The sequence below is a fragment of the Paenibacillus sanfengchensis genome (genome assembly GCF_036864765.1).
Classification (GTDB): domain Bacteria; phylum Bacillota; class Bacilli; order Paenibacillales; family Paenibacillaceae; genus Fontibacillus; species Fontibacillus sanfengchensis.
In genome coordinates this window covers 41763-61458 of sequence record NZ_JBAGJC010000010.1, presented here as the reverse complement: position 1 = coordinate 61458, position 19696 = coordinate 41763, and the positions used below count along the sequence as shown (strand labels likewise).

The following is a 19696-nucleotide window of genomic DNA, read 5'->3' as shown; positions in this document are numbered from 1 at the left end:
AAGGTGTTAACCATATGAGAGATTCCAAAAACATTGTAATCTTCAGTCTCAGCAGGCTTATTACTGAGCTGGGGACATCCATTTTTCGCTTTGCGCTTAGTCTGTACATTTTAGATCTCACCGGATCATCGAGTATGTTCGCGCTTGTATTGAGTTTTACCTATATTCCCGGCATCATCGTCAATATGGTCGCAGGTGTCCTCGTCGACCGCAGCCGCAGCAAAAAACGGATATTGGTCATTTCCGATTTCCTGTGCGGAATTTCCATTCTGCTGCTCATGTTCATGTTTCATTTTTATCATGACAGCATTTGGCTGTTCGTCGTTTACGCCGTGATCCTAAGCGCACTCCAAGCGCTGTTTACCCTGACGATTAACTCGTCCATTCCGAATATCGTGGCCCCTGAGCGGGTGGCGACGGTCAACTCCAGCACGCAAAGCATCGGTGCCCTAATCGGGATATTAGGGCCGGTGCTGGGGGCGGCGGCTTACAGTCAATTCGGGTTGGAGCGGATTTTTTTGATCGAGGGGGCCGCGTTCATACTATCCGGGTTTCTTAATTTGATGCTGCGGTTCTCGTCCCGCAAAGCCGAGAGCGAGGAGTCGAAGCCTTATTTCGAAAGCTTGAAGGAGGTTTACGGATATATTCGGCAGCGCGCTGCAATCAAGTATTTGCTGATGATCTTCGTCTTTATCAACTTTGTGATCGGGCCTGCGGTTTCCCTGATCCTGCCGTTTATCGTTTATCAGGCGCTGGATATGTCTCCGCAGCAGTTATCCTTTATCGAAGCGGCTCTGGCGGTCGGCGTCATTATTGGAGCCATTCTCGTGTCGCTGCCGGCGGTAAACCGGTTTATCACCAACAAAATATTCATTCTCATCCAGTGCCAAGCTTTAATGATCATCCTGTGGATGTTTCCGGAATGGTCGATTTTCGAAAAGAGTGCGACAGCGCTGCTTATGGCCGGTTTTATGATCGTCTTGTCGTTTACCGGGGCCTTGAACACGATGGGAAATATCCCCATGCTCTCTTATGTTCAGCTTTATATCCCCGAGCGGATCAGAGCCAGTATTTTAGGGGTAGTGAGCACGGTAACGACGATCGCTGTGCCCGTCGGGATGTGGGTTTACGGAGCTCTTCTGGAGATCGTGGACTGGTACTACATTACGGTGATATCGGGCGTCGGAATGCTTGCGGTCGGCATATTGGCCCACCGCAACCGGGACTTGAGGGAGTTTTTTACCCAAGGCAAGGAGCCGGAGCCCATTAGGGTTGTGGAAGCACACGAAGCCTGACATTTCATAGAACGGAAAAAACCGAGGAGGAATGAAAAATGAAAGCATTCGAAGTCCTGGAGTCCAACGTTAGGTCTTATTGCAGAAGCTTCCCGGTCATCTTTGATAAAGCGAAGGGCGATCAATTGTATTCGGAGACGGGGGAGAGCTATATCGATTTCTTTGCGGGCGCGGGCGCACTTAATTACGGACATAACAACGAATACATGAAGGCCAAAATTTTGGAGTATGTCTCCCAAGACCGGATTATGCATGGACTCGATATGTATACCAAGGCAAAGGAAGACTTTATTCTCTCGTTCTCGGAGCATATTCTCCAGCCACGAGCCCTGGACTATAAACTGCAATTTTGCGGACCTACGGGGACAAACGCGGTCGAGGCCGCATTGAAGCTGGCTCGAAAGGTCAAGGGCAGAACCGGCGTCTTTGCCTTTATGGGCGGATTCCACGGGATGTCCCTGGGGAGCCTGTCCATCACCAGCAGCAATTCGATGCGGGAAAGTGCGGGACTTCCGCTTAGCCACGTTACTTTTATTCCTTACGAAGCGTCGGTTGAAGGCTTGGATACGATCCGTTACATGGAGCGGCTTCTGACGGATACGCATTCCGGGACGGCCAAACCCGCGGCGATTATTCTGGAAACCGTTCAGGCGGAGGGCGGGATCAATGTGGCCGGAATCGAGTGGCTCCAAAACCTGCGCCAGCTTTGCGACGACCACGATATCCTGTTGATTGTCGACGACATTCAGGTCGGCTGCGGCAGAACCGGCCCGTTTTTCTCCTTTGAACGTGCGGGAATCGTGCCCGATATCGTCATTTTGTCCAAATCGATTAGCGGGTACGGATTGCCGATGTCTTTGCTGCTGATCAGACCGGAGCTGGATATTTGGAGTCCGGGAGAGCATAACGGGACATTCCGGGGCAATCAATTGGCCTTCGTTACGGCCAAAGCCGCGCTGGAATTCAGAGCGGCGGAGAGGCTCGGGGAGCAGGTTCGGGAGAAGGAGGCCTTTGTCGCCCAATATTTGAAAAATGAAATCGAACCGCTGGCCCCCGGTATTTATATCCGCGGCATCGGATTGATTTGGGGAATTGACGTCGCAGTGCTGGGCGAGGAGGCGGCAGGGGAGATTGCCAGAAATTGCTTTAAGGACGGCCTCATTCTGGAAAGAGCCGGCCGGAATGATACGGTGATCAAGATTATGCCTCCGCTGACGATCAGTATGGATAATTTGAAGCGCGGGTGCGAGACGATCAAAGAGTCGATCAGCAAAGCTTGTTATTCGTATAGCCTTTAAGCAGCGAGAGCCGGGGTCCACTGGACCCCGGCTTGTTACTTTTGTGACGTTGGCGGGAAGCATCGTACGATGGCGGAACCGGTCCTTATGGCATGCGCCGGGAAAATCTGTTAAAACAGAGAAGGAGGCTAGTTTGACAAGACAGACAGGATAGGAGATGTACATACGATGATGACAAAATTCGGGCGGATGGTTTCCATTTTGGCTCTGGCCGCTTTGGTCGGCTGTTCCAAAGCGGCTCCGGGCAACAATGCGAACGTCGGCGCTCAGGCGAACGCAGAACCGGTGCAGAGGACGGAGGCGCCTTTGCCGAACGGTGCGGAAGCCAAGGAAGGAGCGGGCGAACCCGACTCCACCCCGCTGTTCAAAAAATTCATTAAAGAGAAGGGGCTTGGGGCAAACCTGGAATTGTTCTTTTTTGAAAAGGAGGATTTGGACCGGGATGGGCTGGAAGAGGCGGTAGTGGCCTACGGCCCTTCCGAGGACGATTTGACAGATATCTATGTGCTCAAAAACCGGGACGGCCAAATTGTCCAGTTGGGGGACAACCTGAATTCGGGCGGTTACAGCGTCGAAGAAATCAAGCTCATTCAATTGGAGGGGAGGGAAGACAAAGTAATCTTCCTGGGGCTTACCAACTGGGCCAGCATGACCGGTTTCAGCTTGTTCGATTTGGAAGGGGGCATTCCGGAAAATATCGCCTACAGCGCCTCGGCAACCGGTGCCGGCGAGGATGTCTTATTGGACACCGACAATAACGGCCGTTTCGACTGTTATGAGCAGCGCCGCTATAGCTATGACGTATTATATTATGAAGTAACCCGCACTTATAAGCTCCAAAAAGGGGAGTTTATACATGCCGATACGTCCGTGAATTTGCCCGATTATCCGGCGAGTCCGGAGGAAGTTGTCGAGGAATATTTGGCCTTAGGCATAATCGACGAGCAGCCGCCGCAGAATGTTGCCTCGCGCCGGGCGGAGCTGTGCCGGTACTGCAGCAAGAACCCCGACAAGGCCGGGCCTCAAGTGGATTACAGCGTTATGCAAAACTTGATATTGGACCTGGAGGAGGAAGGGAGCGCCTTGGACGTGAAAGAGGACGACACGGACGCGACCGCCACACTGAAATGGAAGGATGAGAACGGGAGACAGCATAAGGCTGCTTTCCGATTGACTAAGGAAGGAACCGGGGACAGCGGGAAGTGGACCATTACCGATATTTCATCAAGTTAAAAGGCGGCCGACGGATCGGCGTGATATAATAACCTTTAATAACTTTTCAGGGGGCATTCATTTGAGAGGATACAATGTTTGGCGACCGGTGATGCTGATTCTGGTTGCGTTGCTGACGAATTCGCTCGTAAGCAATCTGTGCCTGCTGTTCGGTCTGGCGCCCGAGATGGCCAAAAACATCGGTTTTATCGCCATGATGATTGCCGCCATCGTGATGTATATGCGGATGACGAAGCAGCGGCGCAAATAGATCGGGAAATCTTGTTAAGTTGAAGGAGACTCGTCAAGGGCATGAAAATGAAATGGCACTGGGCTATCATTTATCTGGTAGGATTCTTTTTTCTGCTCGTTTTTTTCCCGAGTAATAACACACCACCTGTTGATCGCAACGAAGAGGATAGACCGATTGCGCAAGGCGACAATCTTTTGCGTGAGCGGGATTTTGAACAGGCGGTCGAGGTGTATGCCGAGGTTCTTCGCATGGACCCGGAAAACCTGCAGACCCGGGAGAAGAAGGAACAGGCCGAGGAGATTATGCATTTGACCGCCGACCTGATCCGGGAAGGGAATGCGGCTTTTAAGAAGAATCGATTGGATGAAGCCCTGGAGTTATTTGAACGGGCCAAGGAACTGGCGCCTCATACACCGAACGAAAGTTACCAAAGACTTTTGGGGGTTTTGGAGACCAGGCAAATCAAGGAGTTCTACGGAGATATGCTGGAGCTGGATGCCGAATGGGAACAGATTAAGGAAGAGTTAAAAAAGGGCGGGACGCTTTCATCAAAAAAGATATCCGAGTCGATCGCCGCGATGCACCCGTTAGCCCAAAAATATTCCGCCGGCAACAAGCGCTTGCCGAACGAACCCGTAACTCCCGAAGGAATCCGATTGTATGAGAAATATCAAGAGATGGAAGAACAACATGATACCGAATTCATCATTTACCGAATCATTCCCGAAATTGATTTAGATGTTTTTGAGGAAGACGTAGATAAGTACGTAGAAAATGTGAAGAAGAATATACAGGCTTTTGGGTTGGATTACCAGCCGGAAAAAGGGGAGCTTAATTATAAAGAACTGTTTTACATTAGGCATCCCGAACTTAAGAGATATCAGTAAATTCAAGCGGCTGCCCCGAAAGAGGCAGCCGCTTTTTAAGTATCCGCCCGCCAATCGCTGATCAAGATAGTTTGAAATCCCATTCAATCAGCGGAGTATGGCGGGTTGCTATAAGCAAATCCAGAGAGTATTTGCTGGTGAGCGCCGCCAGGTCGGCCGGGGAAGCGGAAAAATAAGCCCCGGCAATACAAGCGGCATGGAATTCACTCCAGTTCACGTACATTTTTTGCACAACCTCAGCGATTTGCGTACTGAAGGAACGAGCGGATTTTCGAGTCATGAATTTGACACGGACCCCCATCCGAAATATGGCTACCATTAGCGCATAGTCATAGGCAGCGATATGGGAGGGTGCCAATACATCCATGAAGGTATGGACACAATACAGCCTGGACTTATTCTTATGTTCCTCCCCCACCGTTTCCATATATTGTTGACGTGCAGGATGAGATAGAGTGGAAAGCAGCCGGGCATAGTTGTTAAAGTCATGCCGATAACCCTTATGGTGCAGCCAGTTCAGAAAGTGATCGAAGGTTTCTTCATTTTTAATGCCATGAAGGAGCATGAAGTCGGTGATCGCTTGAGAGGGGCATGTTTGGATATGGCGATAGCTATCTATCCCTTTATTGAAAGAAAGTCCAGTATTAAACAGCGTATAAGTCATAGAATCGTAAAATGATAATCTGTCCCATTGCCGTAACATTCTCCAGTATGCTCCTTTCGCAAATTTATCGAATCCGGCGAATTCTTATATATTCAAATACCGTTTTGTATACGCCGATAACCCCTAGAAAAACCAGGATTCCAAGCTGGAAGACGAGCTGTCTGTTAAACGGCGTTTCGGCCATCGGTCCTCTGACTTCGAAATACGTTTCGACGATGGGGTCAAGCTCGGAAGGCGGAAGCTTATCGGCCGCTTTGGCATCGAGGCCGTTCAGGCTTCGTGAATAAGCTTCCACTCTCCCTATCACGGTGTCGGAAGGAGAAAGAGACTCCCAATGAAGACTTTGAGCGACCGCCAAGCCCAAATCGGGCTCGGTTTTATGCAAGTATCCTCTTAGCGGCGTTTGGCGCTTTTCCTTTGCAAGCTCAAGCGGTGTCTCGGATAAGAAAATGATGGGCATTCCCGAAATTTCCCCGAGATATATGTAACGGTCAGGATCCCCGTATTGATCAAAACGAAGAAAGGCATAGGGTTTGTATTCGAAAACGCGTTGATCGTCTAGGACATACTCTCCCACCTCCAGGTTTTTTAGATCCAAATTCGGCAGTTCAATATACCTTTGATCGCTTATAAGGTTCGGATCCTGGAGATCTTTTACGCTTTTCGGTATTCTGGCATTGGCCGCGTTCCAATACGAAATGAGCAGGCCGATCAGAAGCAAATGGGCCGTCAGGGCTAAGACAAAACCGGTTAATATTTTGCGGTTTACGAACCGCCTCCATTTGGTCCGATCCGGAATGGATTGAATCCTGGCAGCGGGATGATGGACTTCCGCTGCGCTTTGAAGCAAGGCTGTTCCTTCCGCTTTTTGGCCAAGTGCCAGGCAGGCGCGAGCCATTAGCAGACGGGCTTGCTCATGTTCCGGCCAGCGGGAAAGGATGGAGTTACATTCCTCCAGCAATTGAGCATAGTCCCGTTTATAGTGCAGCAATTTGGCACGATACAAATACCCGTCGATTTCTTCAGGCATGATCTCAATCAACCGGTTGAAGTAATCCAACGCTTTTTTGTAGTAGTTTTTGCGAAAACAACACTCCCCCAGCAGCCTGAGCAGGTCGGGATCATCGGCAAAAAGGGTATAGGCACTTTGCAGATGTCGTTCAGCTTGCGATATTTGGTCCATGACCAGAGCTTGATGCCCGAGATCCCGAAGTTCCAAAAACCGGTCTATATCGACATTCTCCGCCCGGAGAAGCGAATCGAAACGGAAACCCGATTGAAGCTGCCTTTGATAAAAGAGCAGAAAGGAATCGGCATGGAGGTCAGGGTCGTACTCGTCCGATGCTTCCATCATGCGGAGCCAGCCGAAACTCTTCTCGAGCATTCGCCAGACTTCGGTCGGCAGATAGCGGCGCGTCTGCAAAAGCGATAATAACTGTGCGCTGACAACGGAGGCGGTGTCCAGATTCCACACTGTTTCGGAGTGAAGAAGCTCCTCCCACTTCACTGCCGATATCCGTGAAGGGAAGTCATCGTACAGGGCGGCCGCGAGACCTATCCATTCCGCGACGGCTCGAAAATTCGCTTCGGCCGGATCGACTTCCGCAACGGGAGGCATTTCCATCAGGCGTATTTTTGGAAGGACGAGGTCCGGTTCCCGATTCAAGTTGTCGTCCGGGTCCGCTTCCGGGTTCATCAGGCGTATTTTTGGAAGGACGAGGTCCGGTTCCCGATTCAAGTTGTCGTCCGGGTCCGCTTCCGGATTCATCAGGCGTATTTTTGGAAGGACGAGGTCTGCCTCCGGGGGAGGCGCAGTTTCCGCTTCTGCCCAATCCACATTGTTGTCTGCAGTTTCGGGCGGCACTCCTTTTTTGGCATAAACCAAGGCGGCGTCAAAAGCCTCCCGCAAGGTTTGATACCCGGTGGGGTCATCCTCCGGATGGTAAACTTTGAGCTGCCGGGCGTACGCGCGTTTAATAGCTTTCATATCCGTAGTTGGGGGAAGCCCCAACCGTTCCCAAATGGTCATCTAAAAGCGATCCACCTTCCAAGCGAAATCTAGATAGGTTGAACTAAGGAATTGGCGTTAGCAAATGTGAAATGGTTTCGGAAATACGTTGGACCGACTTCAACAATTGTAGATATGAAGCGTCACCGTCGGCGTCTACACACTAACGGGAAAACCTCCCGTTAATGCACCGCTCTTGGCCCTTGAGCCGGATTTAGCTGGAAAAGCTCCATCTATTTCCTGGCCCAATGGCCGATATCCACAATTTCAGGCGGATTAGCGGGAGGTTTTCCAGCTAAATCGCCCCTGCAGCGGCATAAGCACCGAATTAACGGGAAGAATTCCCTTTAATTGAACCAAACCATGAGCTGTAGGCCAAGAGTTTGAAAAGAACCCTTCACCCCGCTGTCTAATAGGCAAATCAATTAGTTCAACCTGCCTAGTTCTGATTAATACATTTATCGGAGGCCAATTTTAGGATTGTTAGTTACATTCCTTCGCCGGAAAGCAACGGACGGACCGGCATTAAAAACCCAAGGGCACTTTGTCGATAATAAAAATAGCTATTCATCAAAAGAGATTCGACAAATATGACATCAGGTGGTGGGCTCCGGCTTGAATATATGGACTATCCTGGATCTTCCTCCGACGGAGGACGAGAAGCAGATCCGCAGAGCTTACGCCCGGATGCTGAAAAAGCACCATCCCGAGGATGATCCGGAGGGCTATCAACGCCTTAGGGAAGCGTTCGACGAGGCGATGAAGCTCGTCAAACAAGGTTTTTCCGCGGTCGAGGCCAGTATCGGATTCGTGGAGGACGATGAGGAAGATACCGAAGAAGATGCTGATCAAGGGAGTGAAGCGGAGGAGGATGCCCTGACACCGCCTCTTTCCCGTGCTCTCAGGAAACTCCACTGGGAACCGGAGGACCTGCTTCCCGAGAAGACGCCGGTGGAACTCGTTGAAGAATTTATGGAAGAGCTGGATCAATTGTACCAGGATTTCACGTCCAGATTCGATCTTTCGCGTTGGACCGAGCTTCTGAATAATAATGTCCTTTGGCGTTTGGGCAGCCAGGGACGGCTGACGGACGAGGTGCTGGATTATCTGGAGGACCATTATTTTCTGTCCGGCGAAGTATGGGTCTTGCTTGACGGCACTTTCGGGATCAAAGAGAAGATGGGGCTTGACCCCGCCGGTTTTCGGGAGGAATATCCCAAAATTTCTAACTATATGGTTAGAGGGTCGCTTGCGGCCAAGCTCGGTTATGCCGATCTGTTGGCCGCGGAAAATGTGGACGATCCTGAAGCCTATCTTCTCTACCGGGAAGATTTCGCCCTGGCCATGCAGAATCATAAGATGGAGGATGCTAGGTGGGCCTTGGAAAAGGCACGCGAAATTTTTGACAAAGACACGCAAATCCTTCGTTTGCAAATTGAGTTTTACCGGGAGGTCGAAGACTGGGAGAAGGCACTGCCGGCATGCGATGACATTCTAAGAATTTTTCCCGATGATTTGGAAATGCGCATGATCCGGACGGGTTTTCTTTTGCAGATGGATCACCTGGAGGAAGCCAGGGAGGAACTGGACCGACTTCGGCGGCTCAGACCCGATGATCCGGAGGTATTATCTTTATCGGGGCAGTGCTGCATGCGTTTGAAGGAGCCGGATCAGGCCCGCCGGTTTTACACGCGAATGCTGGAGCTGCGCGAGAATGACATGGAAGCCGTCATCAATTTGGCTAAAATCGATGGATTTATTCAACGCCTTCCCAAGTCAAACAAGGGTCGCCGGAGCCAAATGCGGCAGATTCAGCGCGAATGGGGAAAGCACTCCCCGGCCAAGACGCTTCAGAGATTCGGGCACCTGCTGCTCATGAAATGGATGAGCCTGGCCCTGATCCTGGTGCTGCATACTTTATTGGCCATCACTTGGAATAAACATGTGCAAATGCCGGTTTGGACGTATATGAACCAGATGGTTGACCCTCCTGAGGCGCCCTTGGTTACAAAGGCGGACGAGTTGGAACAGCTGCCTCCGGGAAGCCCGGTGCGTTTGAACATATCCAAAGCTTTCTACACCGGCACGTTGGAGCTGGAACTGAAGGAGAAGGATAAAGACGGCAACAACCTGATTTCCTATATGGCTCAAAACGAAGCGGAGCAACGAGACCTGTTCGATCGGTTAACAGGATATATTTGCCGGGGGCGGGTGGGTGAGATGTCCGTCATCTTGCTTACCGATTACAAGCAGAGCAAACAGATTTTTGAGAATGGCTCGATTGAGGCGGAAGGGATTGTGCGGGAAATTTCTTCTCCCGAATTAAAAGCGTTCAAGGACAACTGGGCGAAAAAGGGAAACTACGGTACGATATCCCTGCAGGATTTTTACATCAATATCAGGGACGGTTTGGAAGGGGGCGTTCTGCGCCCGGAAATTCCCGTTATCGCATGGTTCTACATCCTGGTCTTAGTCTTGCTGTATGTCCGGCTCATGAAGAATATCGTTAAAAACAAACGTTTCCTGTTGTATGACGGGTCCTCAGGCAGGAGGGGGGAGGCGTAAACATGGTGCTCACAGTGGAAGAAATGCGCAGAAAGTGGAAGCCGTTGGCGCATGCCATGCTTTCCTTCATTAATATGGGGCCGAGCGCGGAATATTATATTGCGCATCCCGAGAAAATGTATCTTGGCACCATCAACAATAAAAAGATTCTGTCGGAGCAGCATCATATCGACACGCCGGAGCAACTGAGGCAGCATATCGAATGGCAGATGTCCGTAGGGCTCCGCGACGAATTCGATAATATGCATCAAGAATTGATTTTGCTTCCCGAAGCGGAACGGCTCCGCCGCATCGAGTCCGGTTCGGACCCGCTGATTCGGCACAAGATGGCGGTCGTGAACCATTATTTGCGCCGGATGCCTTCCGGCGGATTAACGGGGTACGACTGTTCCTTCATTGTGCTCAAGTCGCTTATGGCGGAACAGTTGAAATGGCTGACAAGCGAGGAGGCCTGGAGCTTTGTGGGCGAGGCTGTCGAGCTCGCCAGAAATCGTTATGAGGATTGGCATGATTATTGCATGAGCTTTGCCGTAGGGCTGGAGTTTTACGCCATCGACGATCCTTCATTTTATGTGAGAGATGCGCAGGGGCGGCTGAGAAGACTGCTGAATGTCATCGACAGCCCCTTGGTTCAAGTGAAACTGCATTTTTAGCCGAATAAAAACAAGCTGACGGGAACTTCTATCCCGTCAGCTTGTTTGCGTAATCTTCAATCCGACATTCCGGCCACGGCGGACGCCGCACCGACCACGCCCGCGTGCTCGCCCAGCGCGGCGGCGTGGAGGAATATCCCGTCGCCCCAATAGACGGGCATCACGATGCGGCGAAGGTGCCCGCCGATCCGTTCCAGCAGGAAATCGCCCTGGGCCGTGATGGCCCCGGCGAGGAGGAACCGGCGCGAGTTGAGCGTATGCGCCAGATTGGCGAGACCGACCGCGATCCGCTCCGCATACCGGTCGACAAGATCAAGCGCCTGCGCGCTCCCCGCGCGGGCTTCCACGAACAGCTGCCTCGGGTCCCGGAGCCAGAGGTCCGGAGCTTCTTGTTCGCGCATCAACGTTTTAAGCCCGGTCACGGAGGCGTAGTTCTCCCAGCAGCCGCGGTTGCCGCAGGTGCAGGGAAGGCCGCCCATGGCGACGATATGGTGGCCGAAGCCGCCCGCATAGCCGTCGTCCCCCGTAAACATGGTGCCGTCTCTCACGATGCAGCCTCCAATTCCCGTACCGAGGGCGACGCAGACGAAGCTCGGGAGACCCTGCGCGGCGCCTTTCCATTGCTCGCCCCGGGCGATGGCATGGACATCGTTCATCACCGCGACCGGAAGTCCGGTCTCCCGCTCAAGCAGCTCGCGCAGCGGCGTTCCCGTCCAGCCGGGCAGATGCTCCGTCGCATAGGCGACCGTCCCGGCCGTATCGACCGTCCCGGCCGTCCCGACGCCGATGCCCAGCAGATCCATCCCCTCCTGCGCGGCGGTCCGGCGAAGCTCTCCGATGAGGCCGGACAGCTTCGCCAGAAGGGCATCCCTGCCCCGCGCGGCCTCCGTCGGCACGGTGCGGAAATGCCGGACGCCGCCGTCCGTGCCGATCAGCGCCGACTTGATGCCGGTGCCGCCGAGATCGATGCCGATCGCTCCGCGCGTCCGGCTCATCGGCCGTCACCGGCCGGTCCGGCCCCCCGTATGGCGCGGACGAACTGCTCCGTCACCGTGTGCGGCCGGGTAATCGCCGTGCCGACGACCACGGCGAAGGCTCCCGCCCGGAAGGCCTCGGCGGCCTCTTCGGGGCTGTGGATCCGGCCCTCGGCGACGACCGGAACCCGCACGGCGGACGCCAGCTCCGTCACCAGCCGGAAGTCCGGCCCTTCGTTCTTCGGGCTGTAAGGCGTGTAGCCGGACAGCGTCGTGGAGATCAGATCGAAGCCGAGCGCGGCGGCGGCGATCCCTTCTTCCACGGTCGAGACATCGGCCATCAGCAGCCGTCCCGGCCGCCGCCGGATCCCGGACACGAGGCCTTCCAGCGATTCGCCCCCGGGCCGCTCCCGCCCCGTGGCATCCACGGCGACGATATCTGCCCCGGCCGCAAAAATCAGCTCCGCATCGGACAGGCAGGGCGTGATATACACGTCCGAGCCGGGATAGCTCCGCTTCCAGATTCCGATTACCGGCAGGCCGCAGCCTTCTTTAATCGCCGCCACATCCTGCGGCGAGTTGGCCCGGATGGCCGCAGCCCCTCCATCCTTGGCGGCATTCGCCATAGCCGTCATAATATGGCTGCCGTACAGCGCCTCTCCCGGATAAGCCTGACAGGATACGATCAACTGTCCTTTCAATTGCTCCAGTAGTTTCTCCATACTCCATTCCCTGGCTCCTTTAGTTGGATTCCAAAAAAAATAAAACGCATACATCGATCTATTTTCCAGTATAAAAACATATACCTTACATGTAAAGAAAATTATTTTCTAATTTAACGGATATTTAGAAAAAAATAAACAAAATCATTTACAAGTCGATTTGGTTCTGCTACTTTAGAACACAAGAAACAGCCAAAACCACAAATAAGGAGGAAATGCAGGATGGAGTCTTTTGACGTCATAGTAATGGGCGGCGGCATCTCCGGGACGATGGCCGCGGTAGCGGCGGCCAAATCGGGCGCGAACACGCTGATTGTGGAATCCCAGGGTTATTTGGGAGGGACCTTGACCGCCAACGGAGTCGGCCCGATGATGACCTTTCATGCCGGGGAGAAGCAAGCCATTCAAGGCTTAACCGATGAGCTGATCGAAAGGCTGAAGAGGGTGGGCAAATCGCCGGGACATATTTTTGACACGGTCGGATTTACGTATTCGGTCACTCCGTTCGATGCCGAGGCGATGAAGGTGGAACTGGAATCTATGGTCCTGGAGAACGGGGGCCAAATCCTGTACCACACGATGCTGGCGGAGGTACACACGGAGGATGGACGGGTCACCGGCATTACGGTTTGCAATAAATCCGGGTTAAGCCGCTTGTCCGCCAAAGTGTTTATCGACGCGACCGGGGACGGCGATCTGTCCGTCCGTGCGGGAGCCGCCTTTACGAAGGGGCGGGAAAGCGACGGGGCCACCCAGCCGATGACGCTGAAAATGAAGATGATCAATGTCGACATCGCGAAGGTCAAGGAATATATCCATGCCCATCCGGAGGATTTCCCGCTTTACAATGGCGATACCTCGATTATCGAGAAGGCGCCGAGATTGTCGACCGCCGGCTTTGTCAGCCTGTTTAAAAAGGCGAAAGAACGGGGCGAAATTTCCATTCCCCGGGAAGATATTCTGTTCTTCGAGACGAATACGCCCGGCGAAGTGATCCTGAATACGACGCGGATTCTGGGACATGACGGTACGGATGCCTGGAGCCTCAGCCGGGCCGAGACGGAAGGGCGGAAACAGTGCAGGGAACTGGAACATTTCGTGAAAACATACATTCCCGGTTTTGAAAACGCTACCGTGGAATCGACGGGCCCATCGATCGGCGTCCGCGGCTCCCGGCAGATTATCGGCCTTTACACGCTGACGGCCGCCGATATTTTGTCGCAGAAGAAGTTTGAGGACACGATCGCCCATTCCGGCTATCCGATCGACATCCATAACCCCGACGGCGAGGGGACCAAGCACGAGAAGCTGGAATGGGGAGGCATGTACAGCATTCCGTACCGTTGCCTCGTAACTCCCACGCTGAAGAATGTCATCGTCATCGGCCGCTGCCTCTCGGCCACCTTCGAAGCCCAGGCCGCCGTCCGGACGACGCCGACAACCGGCGCCATCGGGCATGCGGGCGGGGTCGCGGCCGCTCAGGCGGCGCTGCAAAACCTGGAGGTCCAGCAGGTTGACGTGGCACGCGTACAAAGCGTGCTGAAGGAGCAGGGGGCTTACCTGGAGGTCTGAGGGTATTATTACTCTTACTCTAACGGTTGCCACAGCCGTTATTTGTCCTAAAAACGCCGATTTCCAATTCTAACGGCCAACACAGCGCTTATTTCGAATAAACCTGGCCGTTAGGGACGTTAGGGAGGGAACCCAGGGGAAATAAGGGCTCTCACGACCGTTAGAATTTCCAAAGGGTTACTTTTCGCAAAATAGCGGCTGCTCCAGCCGTTAGACTTCCGCTAGTTTTTGCACGATGCTCTATCTGCAAACGAGAGTTCAACTTATTCAGCTTTTCATTTGAACGGTAAAGGGGACTTGAACCATGAGTTCAATCATGTGGGTACAGGCTATTGGCATTTTACTCGTATTTCTTCTGTTTGCGGGGCTGATGATGACCCGGAAGCTGCCGACGATTCTGGCGCTGCCGAGCATGGCGATCTTGTTCGCGCTTATTGCGGGCGTACCTTGGTCTTCCGGGGATCCCGAAACGGCGACCCTCAGCGGAACGATTCTGGCCCAAGGGTCGATGCGGCTGTCCACGGCGATCGCCGGGCTGATCTTCGGCGCCTGGTTCGGGCAAATCCTGAATAAAGTCGGGGTTACCAAATCGATTATCCGTAAAGCCGCCGAGCTGGCCGGGGATAAGCCGGTGCTGATCGCGCTGCTGTTCTTCGTGACGGCCTCGGTGATCTTTTCCGCGGCGAGCGGTCTGGGGATGGTCATTCTCGTAGGGACAATCATTATCCCGATTATGCTGACCGCCGGCATCAGCCAATTTCTGGCTTCCGTCGTCTTACTGTCTGCCGTAGGCGTCGGGGTGCTGTTCAACGTTTCCAACTGGGCGGTTTACGTGGATGTCATGGGTCTGCCGGTTTCGACCGTCGCCGACTACACGTTGATCGCCGCCTTGCCGCTGATCGTCATCAGTATGATCATGATCGTCTATTATGCCCGCCGCGACGGGCGCGGCCGCAAAGCGTGGGCGATGCCGGCGACCTCGCCGTCCGCGGATGGCCGCAAAGTGCCGGCGGTCGCGCTGATCAGCCCGCTGGTACCGGTCATTATGGTGTTCGTCTTCAAGATGGATATCGTGCCCGCCGTTATCATCGGCGCGGTTGCCACGCTGATCCTGTCCTGGCCGAAACGCCCGGTGCACGTGCTCTCCAGCTCCCTCGTCGAAGGGATTCAGGATGTGGCCGGAGCCTTGGGGCTGATGATCGGCATCGGCATGCTGGTCAACGCTGTTATGGCGCCGCAGGTGACGGCGATTATTTCGCCGTTGATCGAAGCGGTGCTGCCGAACAGCCCGCTGATGTACATTCTGTTCTTTACCATTTTGTCGCCGCTGGCGATTTATCGCGGTCCGTTGAACGTCTGGGGACTGGGCAGCGGTATCGCCGCGCTGTTCGTAGGGGCGGGCATGACGCCGATCGCGGCCATGCTGGCGCTGCGGGTGGTCAGCAATGTGCAGTCCGTCTCCGACCCGACCAACTCCCATAACGTTTGGGTGGCCGATTTTACGAAGAGCGACATTAACGATATTTTGAAACGGACCCTGCCTTGGATGGTCACGGCTGTGCTGATCTCGATGGTCTGGGGTGCGCTTGTCGTCTTTTAAGCGGGAGAACGGCATGGTTTAGAGAGATAGGAGGGAGCTATGAAATGGGTAGAAAAGTAAGGGTAGGCATCGATGTCGGCGGTACGTTTACCGATGCGGTCGTGCTGGATAACGAAACGTTCGAGATTATTGAAAAAATGAAAATTCCGACTACGCACCATGATGAGGACGGCGTGGCTAAAGGGATCGTGCAAATTTTGCAGACAATTTTGGAGAGCAAGGGCATCGCCCCCGAGGACGTGACCTTTATCGCCCACGGTACGACCCAGGCGACCAACGCTTTGCTGGAAGGGGATGTCGCCAAAGTCGGCATCCTCGGCATGGGGGCGGGGATGGACGGATTGAGCGCGCGCAGCGAATCCAATCCGGGACAAATCGAGCTTGCGCCCGGCAAAAATCTGCAAACCTACCACACGTACCTGGACTCCAAAAATCTGAAAGATGAGGCCGTGGAGCAGGGGCTGCAGGATTTGCTCTCCCAGGGGGCGGAGGTCATCGTCGCTTCGGAGGCGTACAGCGTGGATGATCCGGCGAATGAGCTGCGCGTCGTCGAAGCGGCCCAGCGACGGGGCGTGTTCGCCACCGGCGGGCACGAAATTTCGCAGCTGTACGGCCTGCGGACGCGGACGAGAACGGCGGTCATCAATGCCAGCCTCATTCCGAAGATGATGGAGACGGCCAACATGACCGAGAAATCGGTCAAGAACGCGAACATCTCCTCGCAGCTGATGATCATGCGCTGCGACGGCGGGGTCATGAGCATCGACGAGGTGCGGAAACGCCCGATTTTGACGATGCTGTCCGGTTTGGCCGCGGGCGTGGCCGGAGCGCTGATGTACGAGAAAATTTCCGACGGCATCTTTTTTGAAGTGGGCGGCACGAGCGTGGACATCTCGGTCATCAAGAACGGCAAGGTCATGATCCAGAACGCGCAGGTCGGGGGACACCGCACCTACCTGCAATCCCTGGATGTGCGGACCTTGGGCATCGCCGGCGGCAGTATGATCCGGGTAGCGGGCGGCAAGATCGTCGACGTCGGCCCGCGGAGCGCCCATATCGCCGGGAAAGCCTACGAATGCTTCGCGGATCCGGCACAGCTACAGGACGCGCGGGTGCTGTTCATCAGCCCGCGCGAAGGAGACGCCCCCGAATACGCCATCGCGAAAGGCGGAAGCGGCGAGGAATTCTCCTTCACCTTGGCGGGAGCGGCCAACCTGCTCGGCTATGTGCCGGAAGGGGACTATGCTTACGCCGGGAAGGAGAGCGCCCGCTTGGCCTGGGACGCCTTGGGCGCGCATCTGGGGATTTCCGGAGAGGCGGCGGCCCGTCAGGTGATGGATATCGCGATCGAGAAGACGATGAAAACGGTCAATGAAATGATCGCGGACTATGAGCTGGACCGCAACTTCGTCACCCTGGTCGGCGGAGGCGGCAGCGGGGCCGTCCTCGTGCCGGCGATGGCCGAGAAGGAGCGGATGAAGTGGCAGATCGCCAAGAACGCGCCGTATATCTCGACGATCGGTGTTGCTTTGGCTATGGTCAAGGAGCAGATCGAACGTACGGTCATCAATCCGACCGAGGCGGATATCAAGCGGATTCGCAGCGATGTGATGGATAAAATCGTCCAGTCCGGCGCGAGCGAAGAAACCGTGGAAATTACCATCGAAATCGATAACCAGAAGAACATTCTGCGCGCGATCGCGACCGGTTCGACGGAGCTCCGGTCCAAGGATCTGGGACAGGCGGCATTAACCGAAGACGAAATGCGCAGCATCGCGGCAAGCTCCGTGGACGCGCCGGTCGATTCCATGAGGCTGGCCGCCCAGACGGGGAGATGGCATCTGTTCGCTAGCGAAGAAATCCGTAAATCCTTCTTCGGCCTTCTAAAGAAGAAACGCATCTCCGTCAGCGTGGTTGACCGGGAGGGCGTGGTCCGGTTCAAGCAGGCCGGCGTGCATTACGGCCAATTTGCCAAGAAGGAGCGGCACGACGCATTCGTGGGTTTCCTGGATGAGCATACGATTTATTCCGACGCCAATGCTACGATTCCGAAGGTCTTCCTGTTTTTCCGGGAGAAAATGCTCGATCTGACCGGGATGCAGACCAGGGAACAATTGCTGTCCATCCTGGACATGGAGACGGAAATGCTGGGCGAGGAGGAAGTTTGGCTCGCGGTAGCGTACCAATAGACTTAAAAGCGTGAGGGGGCAGGTGGCCATGACAGGTGTACAAGTACGAGAACAGGAACGGGAACAGGGGCAGGAGCAGCGCGTGGGCGTCGGCGCGGGCGCGGGCCGGCATCCTGTTTACGAGATCCGCAGCCTGGGCCTTAACGATGAGGTACTGGCTTTCGCGGAGCTGGAGAGGGATCCGGTTTTTCATAAAATCGAACCCGGGAAGTACGGGTATTACTTGTCGCGTTCTTTGGAGATGGGACGGGAAGCGGCGGCCCGGCTGAAGGGGCAGCCCATCCGGCAGCTTCTCGATCAGGCGGGGGTCCGCTTCAATCTGGCGGCATCGGCGGGTGCGGGCAACGGTGCCTTCAAAGTGGCGCTGCGGGCTCAACTGGACTGGAGCGGAAAGGTCCCGGAGATCACCGTCTACCGGGAATCCATGCATCAGCTTCAAGCCGCGGCTGCGGCATCGGACGGGGCGCTCGGCCCCGTGACCTTCGAGAGGATCGTGGACATCCACCTGGCGCATGAGTATTATCACTTGCTGGAGTACCGCAGCGGGCGGTTTACGAATGAGCTGCTGGAGCCGGTGGAGTGCCTAAAACTCGGCCCCTTCCGCCGAATGGCCACGATCTTGCAGACGAGCGAGATTGCGGCGCACGCTTTTTGCAAGGAATTGCTCGGGCTCCCCTATCTGCCTAGCCTGCTGGACAATATTTACCTCGTGCAGACGGACCGGATGAAAATGGAGCAGTTTGTGGAAAATGTGAATAAGTGGAAAACAATTTTGGGCGAGAGTGGACTCCATATGCTATAATAGGTAAATCGTTTACTGCGAAAGGTCGTTCCTTCGGAGCGGTTTAATCGCAAATGCAGGAGGACATATCATGGCTTCGCAAGTACCCGCGGTGATTGCAAAAATCATATCGCTCAAGCAAAAATTTACCTACGGCGAAAACCAGATCGCTCACTTTGTCATTCATCATCCCGAGTTTATTACCCAGCATACGATTACGGCGCTTGCCAATGAGATCGGCGTTTCGGAGACAAGCATCAACCGTTTTTGCAAGAAAATCGGGTTTAAGGGTTTTAACGATTTCAAGATCGCGATCGCCCAGGATACGTTTTACCGGGAAATGCAGACGCGGAAAAAAGAACGCCGCGAAATCACGCCCATCGACGGACTGGCCCTCGATTACAACGAGCTGGTCGTCAACACGTCGGCGATGATCTCCGAGGAGGCGCTGCAGGGTGTGGCGGAAATGCTGAAGCAGGCCAGGCGCATCCACATTTTCGGCATCTTCGATTCTTTCCTCTCGGCCATGGCCCTGAAGAACCGCCTGTCGCTGATCGGGATCAGCGCGGAGGCCAGCAGCGACAGCCGCGCGATGAAAATCGCGGCGTCCCAGGCCACGGCGGAGGACATCGTCATCGCGTTCACCCGTTCCGGCGCGACGCCGGAAATTATCGACGCGGTATCCACGGCGCAGATGAACCAGGCGAAGACGGTGGCCATCACCTGCTACGATTCTTCCCCGGTCACCGAGGCCGCGGAAACGAACATCATCGTGCCGGACAAAATGTCCGTCAGCAACAGCGCCATGATGTCCAATCACATCACTTTCCTGTTTGTGGTCGACGCCGTCATGAGCCTGCTCATTTCCTCGGACAAATCCTACCTCAAGAAGAAGCTGGACAGCGAGGGCATCATCTCCAGCCGGCCTTCGGTAACGGAGTATTACTGATCGCCAATCAAAAAAGCGGCTTGCCTCCATCGGCAAGCCGCTTTTTGAATGAACTCGATCCATTAACGGGAATC

Annotated in this window: 16 protein-coding genes; 12 read left to right on the top strand and 4 right to left on the bottom strand. The window is 54.5% G+C overall.

The annotated features are described in order from the left end of the window. Window positions 1-14 precede the first annotated feature (14 nt). The 5 genes from V4U84_RS19710 to V4U84_RS19690 all read left to right on the top strand — a co-directional run bounded on the left by V4U84_RS19710 (window position 15) and on the right by V4U84_RS19690 (window position 4945). On the top strand, window positions 15-1295 hold the full coding sequence (locus tag V4U84_RS19710) for an MFS transporter (protein ID WP_334075373.1): 1281 nt from the start codon (window positions 15-17) through the stop codon (window positions 1293-1295). A 38-nt stretch (window positions 1296-1333) separates the two neighbouring features. Further along, window positions 1334-2593 (top strand): diaminobutyrate--2-oxoglutarate transaminase, encoded by a 1260-nt coding sequence (gene ectB, locus V4U84_RS19705; protein WP_334075374.1) that lies wholly within the window; start codon window positions 1334-1336, stop codon window positions 2591-2593. A gap of 168 nt (window positions 2594-2761) precedes the next feature. Beyond that, the gene (locus V4U84_RS19700; RefSeq protein WP_334075375.1) at window positions 2762-3826 is read left to right on the top strand and encodes a hypothetical protein; all 1065 of its coding nucleotides are present in this window, start codon (window positions 2762-2764) and stop codon (window positions 3824-3826) included. A gap of 61 nt (window positions 3827-3887) precedes the next feature. Continuing rightward, on the top strand, window positions 3888-4076 hold the full coding sequence (locus V4U84_RS19695; RefSeq protein ID WP_334075376.1) for a hypothetical protein: 189 nt from the start codon (window positions 3888-3890) through the stop codon (window positions 4074-4076). Between the two features lie 41 nt (window positions 4077-4117). Then, window positions 4118-4945, top strand: coding sequence for a tetratricopeptide repeat protein (locus V4U84_RS19690; RefSeq protein WP_334075377.1), 828 nt, complete (start codon window positions 4118-4120; stop codon window positions 4943-4945). A 61-nt stretch (window positions 4946-5006) separates the two neighbouring features. Here the strand turns inward: V4U84_RS19690 and V4U84_RS19685 are convergent, their stop codons facing one another. Both V4U84_RS19685 and V4U84_RS19680 read right to left on the bottom strand, forming a co-directional pair. Beyond that, entirely contained in the window at window positions 5007-5648 is a 642-nt protein-coding gene (locus V4U84_RS19685) for a DUF1266 domain-containing protein (RefSeq protein ID WP_334077795.1), read from the bottom strand. A 25-nt stretch (window positions 5649-5673) separates the two neighbouring features. Further along, complete coding sequence (locus V4U84_RS19680) at window positions 5674-7638, bottom strand: J domain-containing protein (RefSeq protein ID WP_334077794.1); 1965 nt, start codon at window positions 7636-7638, stop codon at window positions 5674-5676. Window positions 7639-8232: 594 nt separating this feature from the next. Between V4U84_RS19680 and V4U84_RS19675 the strand changes: the two genes are divergently transcribed. Beyond that, on the top strand, window positions 8233-10182 hold the full coding sequence (locus V4U84_RS19675) for a J domain-containing protein (RefSeq protein WP_334075380.1): 1950 nt from the start codon (window positions 8233-8235) through the stop codon (window positions 10180-10182). A 2-nt stretch (window positions 10183-10184) separates the two neighbouring features. Further along, window positions 10185-10835 (top strand): DUF1266 domain-containing protein, encoded by a 651-nt coding sequence (locus tag V4U84_RS19670; protein ID WP_334075381.1) that lies wholly within the window; start codon window positions 10185-10187, stop codon window positions 10833-10835. A 56-nt stretch (window positions 10836-10891) separates the two neighbouring features. On the opposite strand, the gene V4U84_RS19665 is transcribed toward V4U84_RS19670, so the two are convergent. After that, window positions 10892-11830, bottom strand: a complete 939-nt coding sequence (locus tag V4U84_RS19665) for an ROK family protein (protein ID WP_334075382.1) — start codon at window positions 11828-11830, stop codon at window positions 10892-10894. Beyond that, complete coding sequence (locus V4U84_RS19660; protein WP_334075383.1) at window positions 11827-12531, bottom strand: N-acetylmannosamine-6-phosphate 2-epimerase; 705 nt, start codon at window positions 12529-12531, stop codon at window positions 11827-11829. Before V4U84_RS19660 ends, V4U84_RS19665 begins: the two co-directional genes overlap by 4 nt. Before the next feature lie 222 nt (window positions 12532-12753). Here V4U84_RS19660 and V4U84_RS19655 point away from each other — a divergent pair, with 222 nt between their 5' ends. From V4U84_RS19655 to V4U84_RS19635, 5 genes are all read left to right on the top strand, one after another. Next, on the top strand, window positions 12754-14103 hold the full coding sequence (locus V4U84_RS19655; RefSeq protein WP_334075384.1) for an FAD-dependent oxidoreductase: 1350 nt from the start codon (window positions 12754-12756) through the stop codon (window positions 14101-14103). A gap of 304 nt (window positions 14104-14407) precedes the next feature. Beyond that, a complete protein-coding gene (locus tag V4U84_RS19650) occupies window positions 14408-15703 on the top strand; it encodes a transporter permease (RefSeq protein ID WP_334075385.1) in 1296 nt (431 codons plus the stop codon). A 44-nt stretch (window positions 15704-15747) separates the two neighbouring features. Then, complete coding sequence (locus V4U84_RS19645) at window positions 15748-17892, top strand: hydantoinase/oxoprolinase family protein (RefSeq protein ID WP_334075386.1); 2145 nt, start codon at window positions 15748-15750, stop codon at window positions 17890-17892. 28 nt (window positions 17893-17920) lie between these two features. Further along, window positions 17921-18694, top strand: coding sequence for a hypothetical protein (locus V4U84_RS19640; protein WP_334075387.1), 774 nt, complete (start codon window positions 17921-17923; stop codon window positions 18692-18694). 70 nt (window positions 18695-18764) lie between these two features. After that, the gene (locus tag V4U84_RS19635; RefSeq protein ID WP_334075388.1) at window positions 18765-19622 is read left to right on the top strand and encodes a MurR/RpiR family transcriptional regulator; all 858 of its coding nucleotides are present in this window, start codon (window positions 18765-18767) and stop codon (window positions 19620-19622) included. The last annotated feature ends 74 nt before the right edge of the window (window positions 19623-19696 follow it).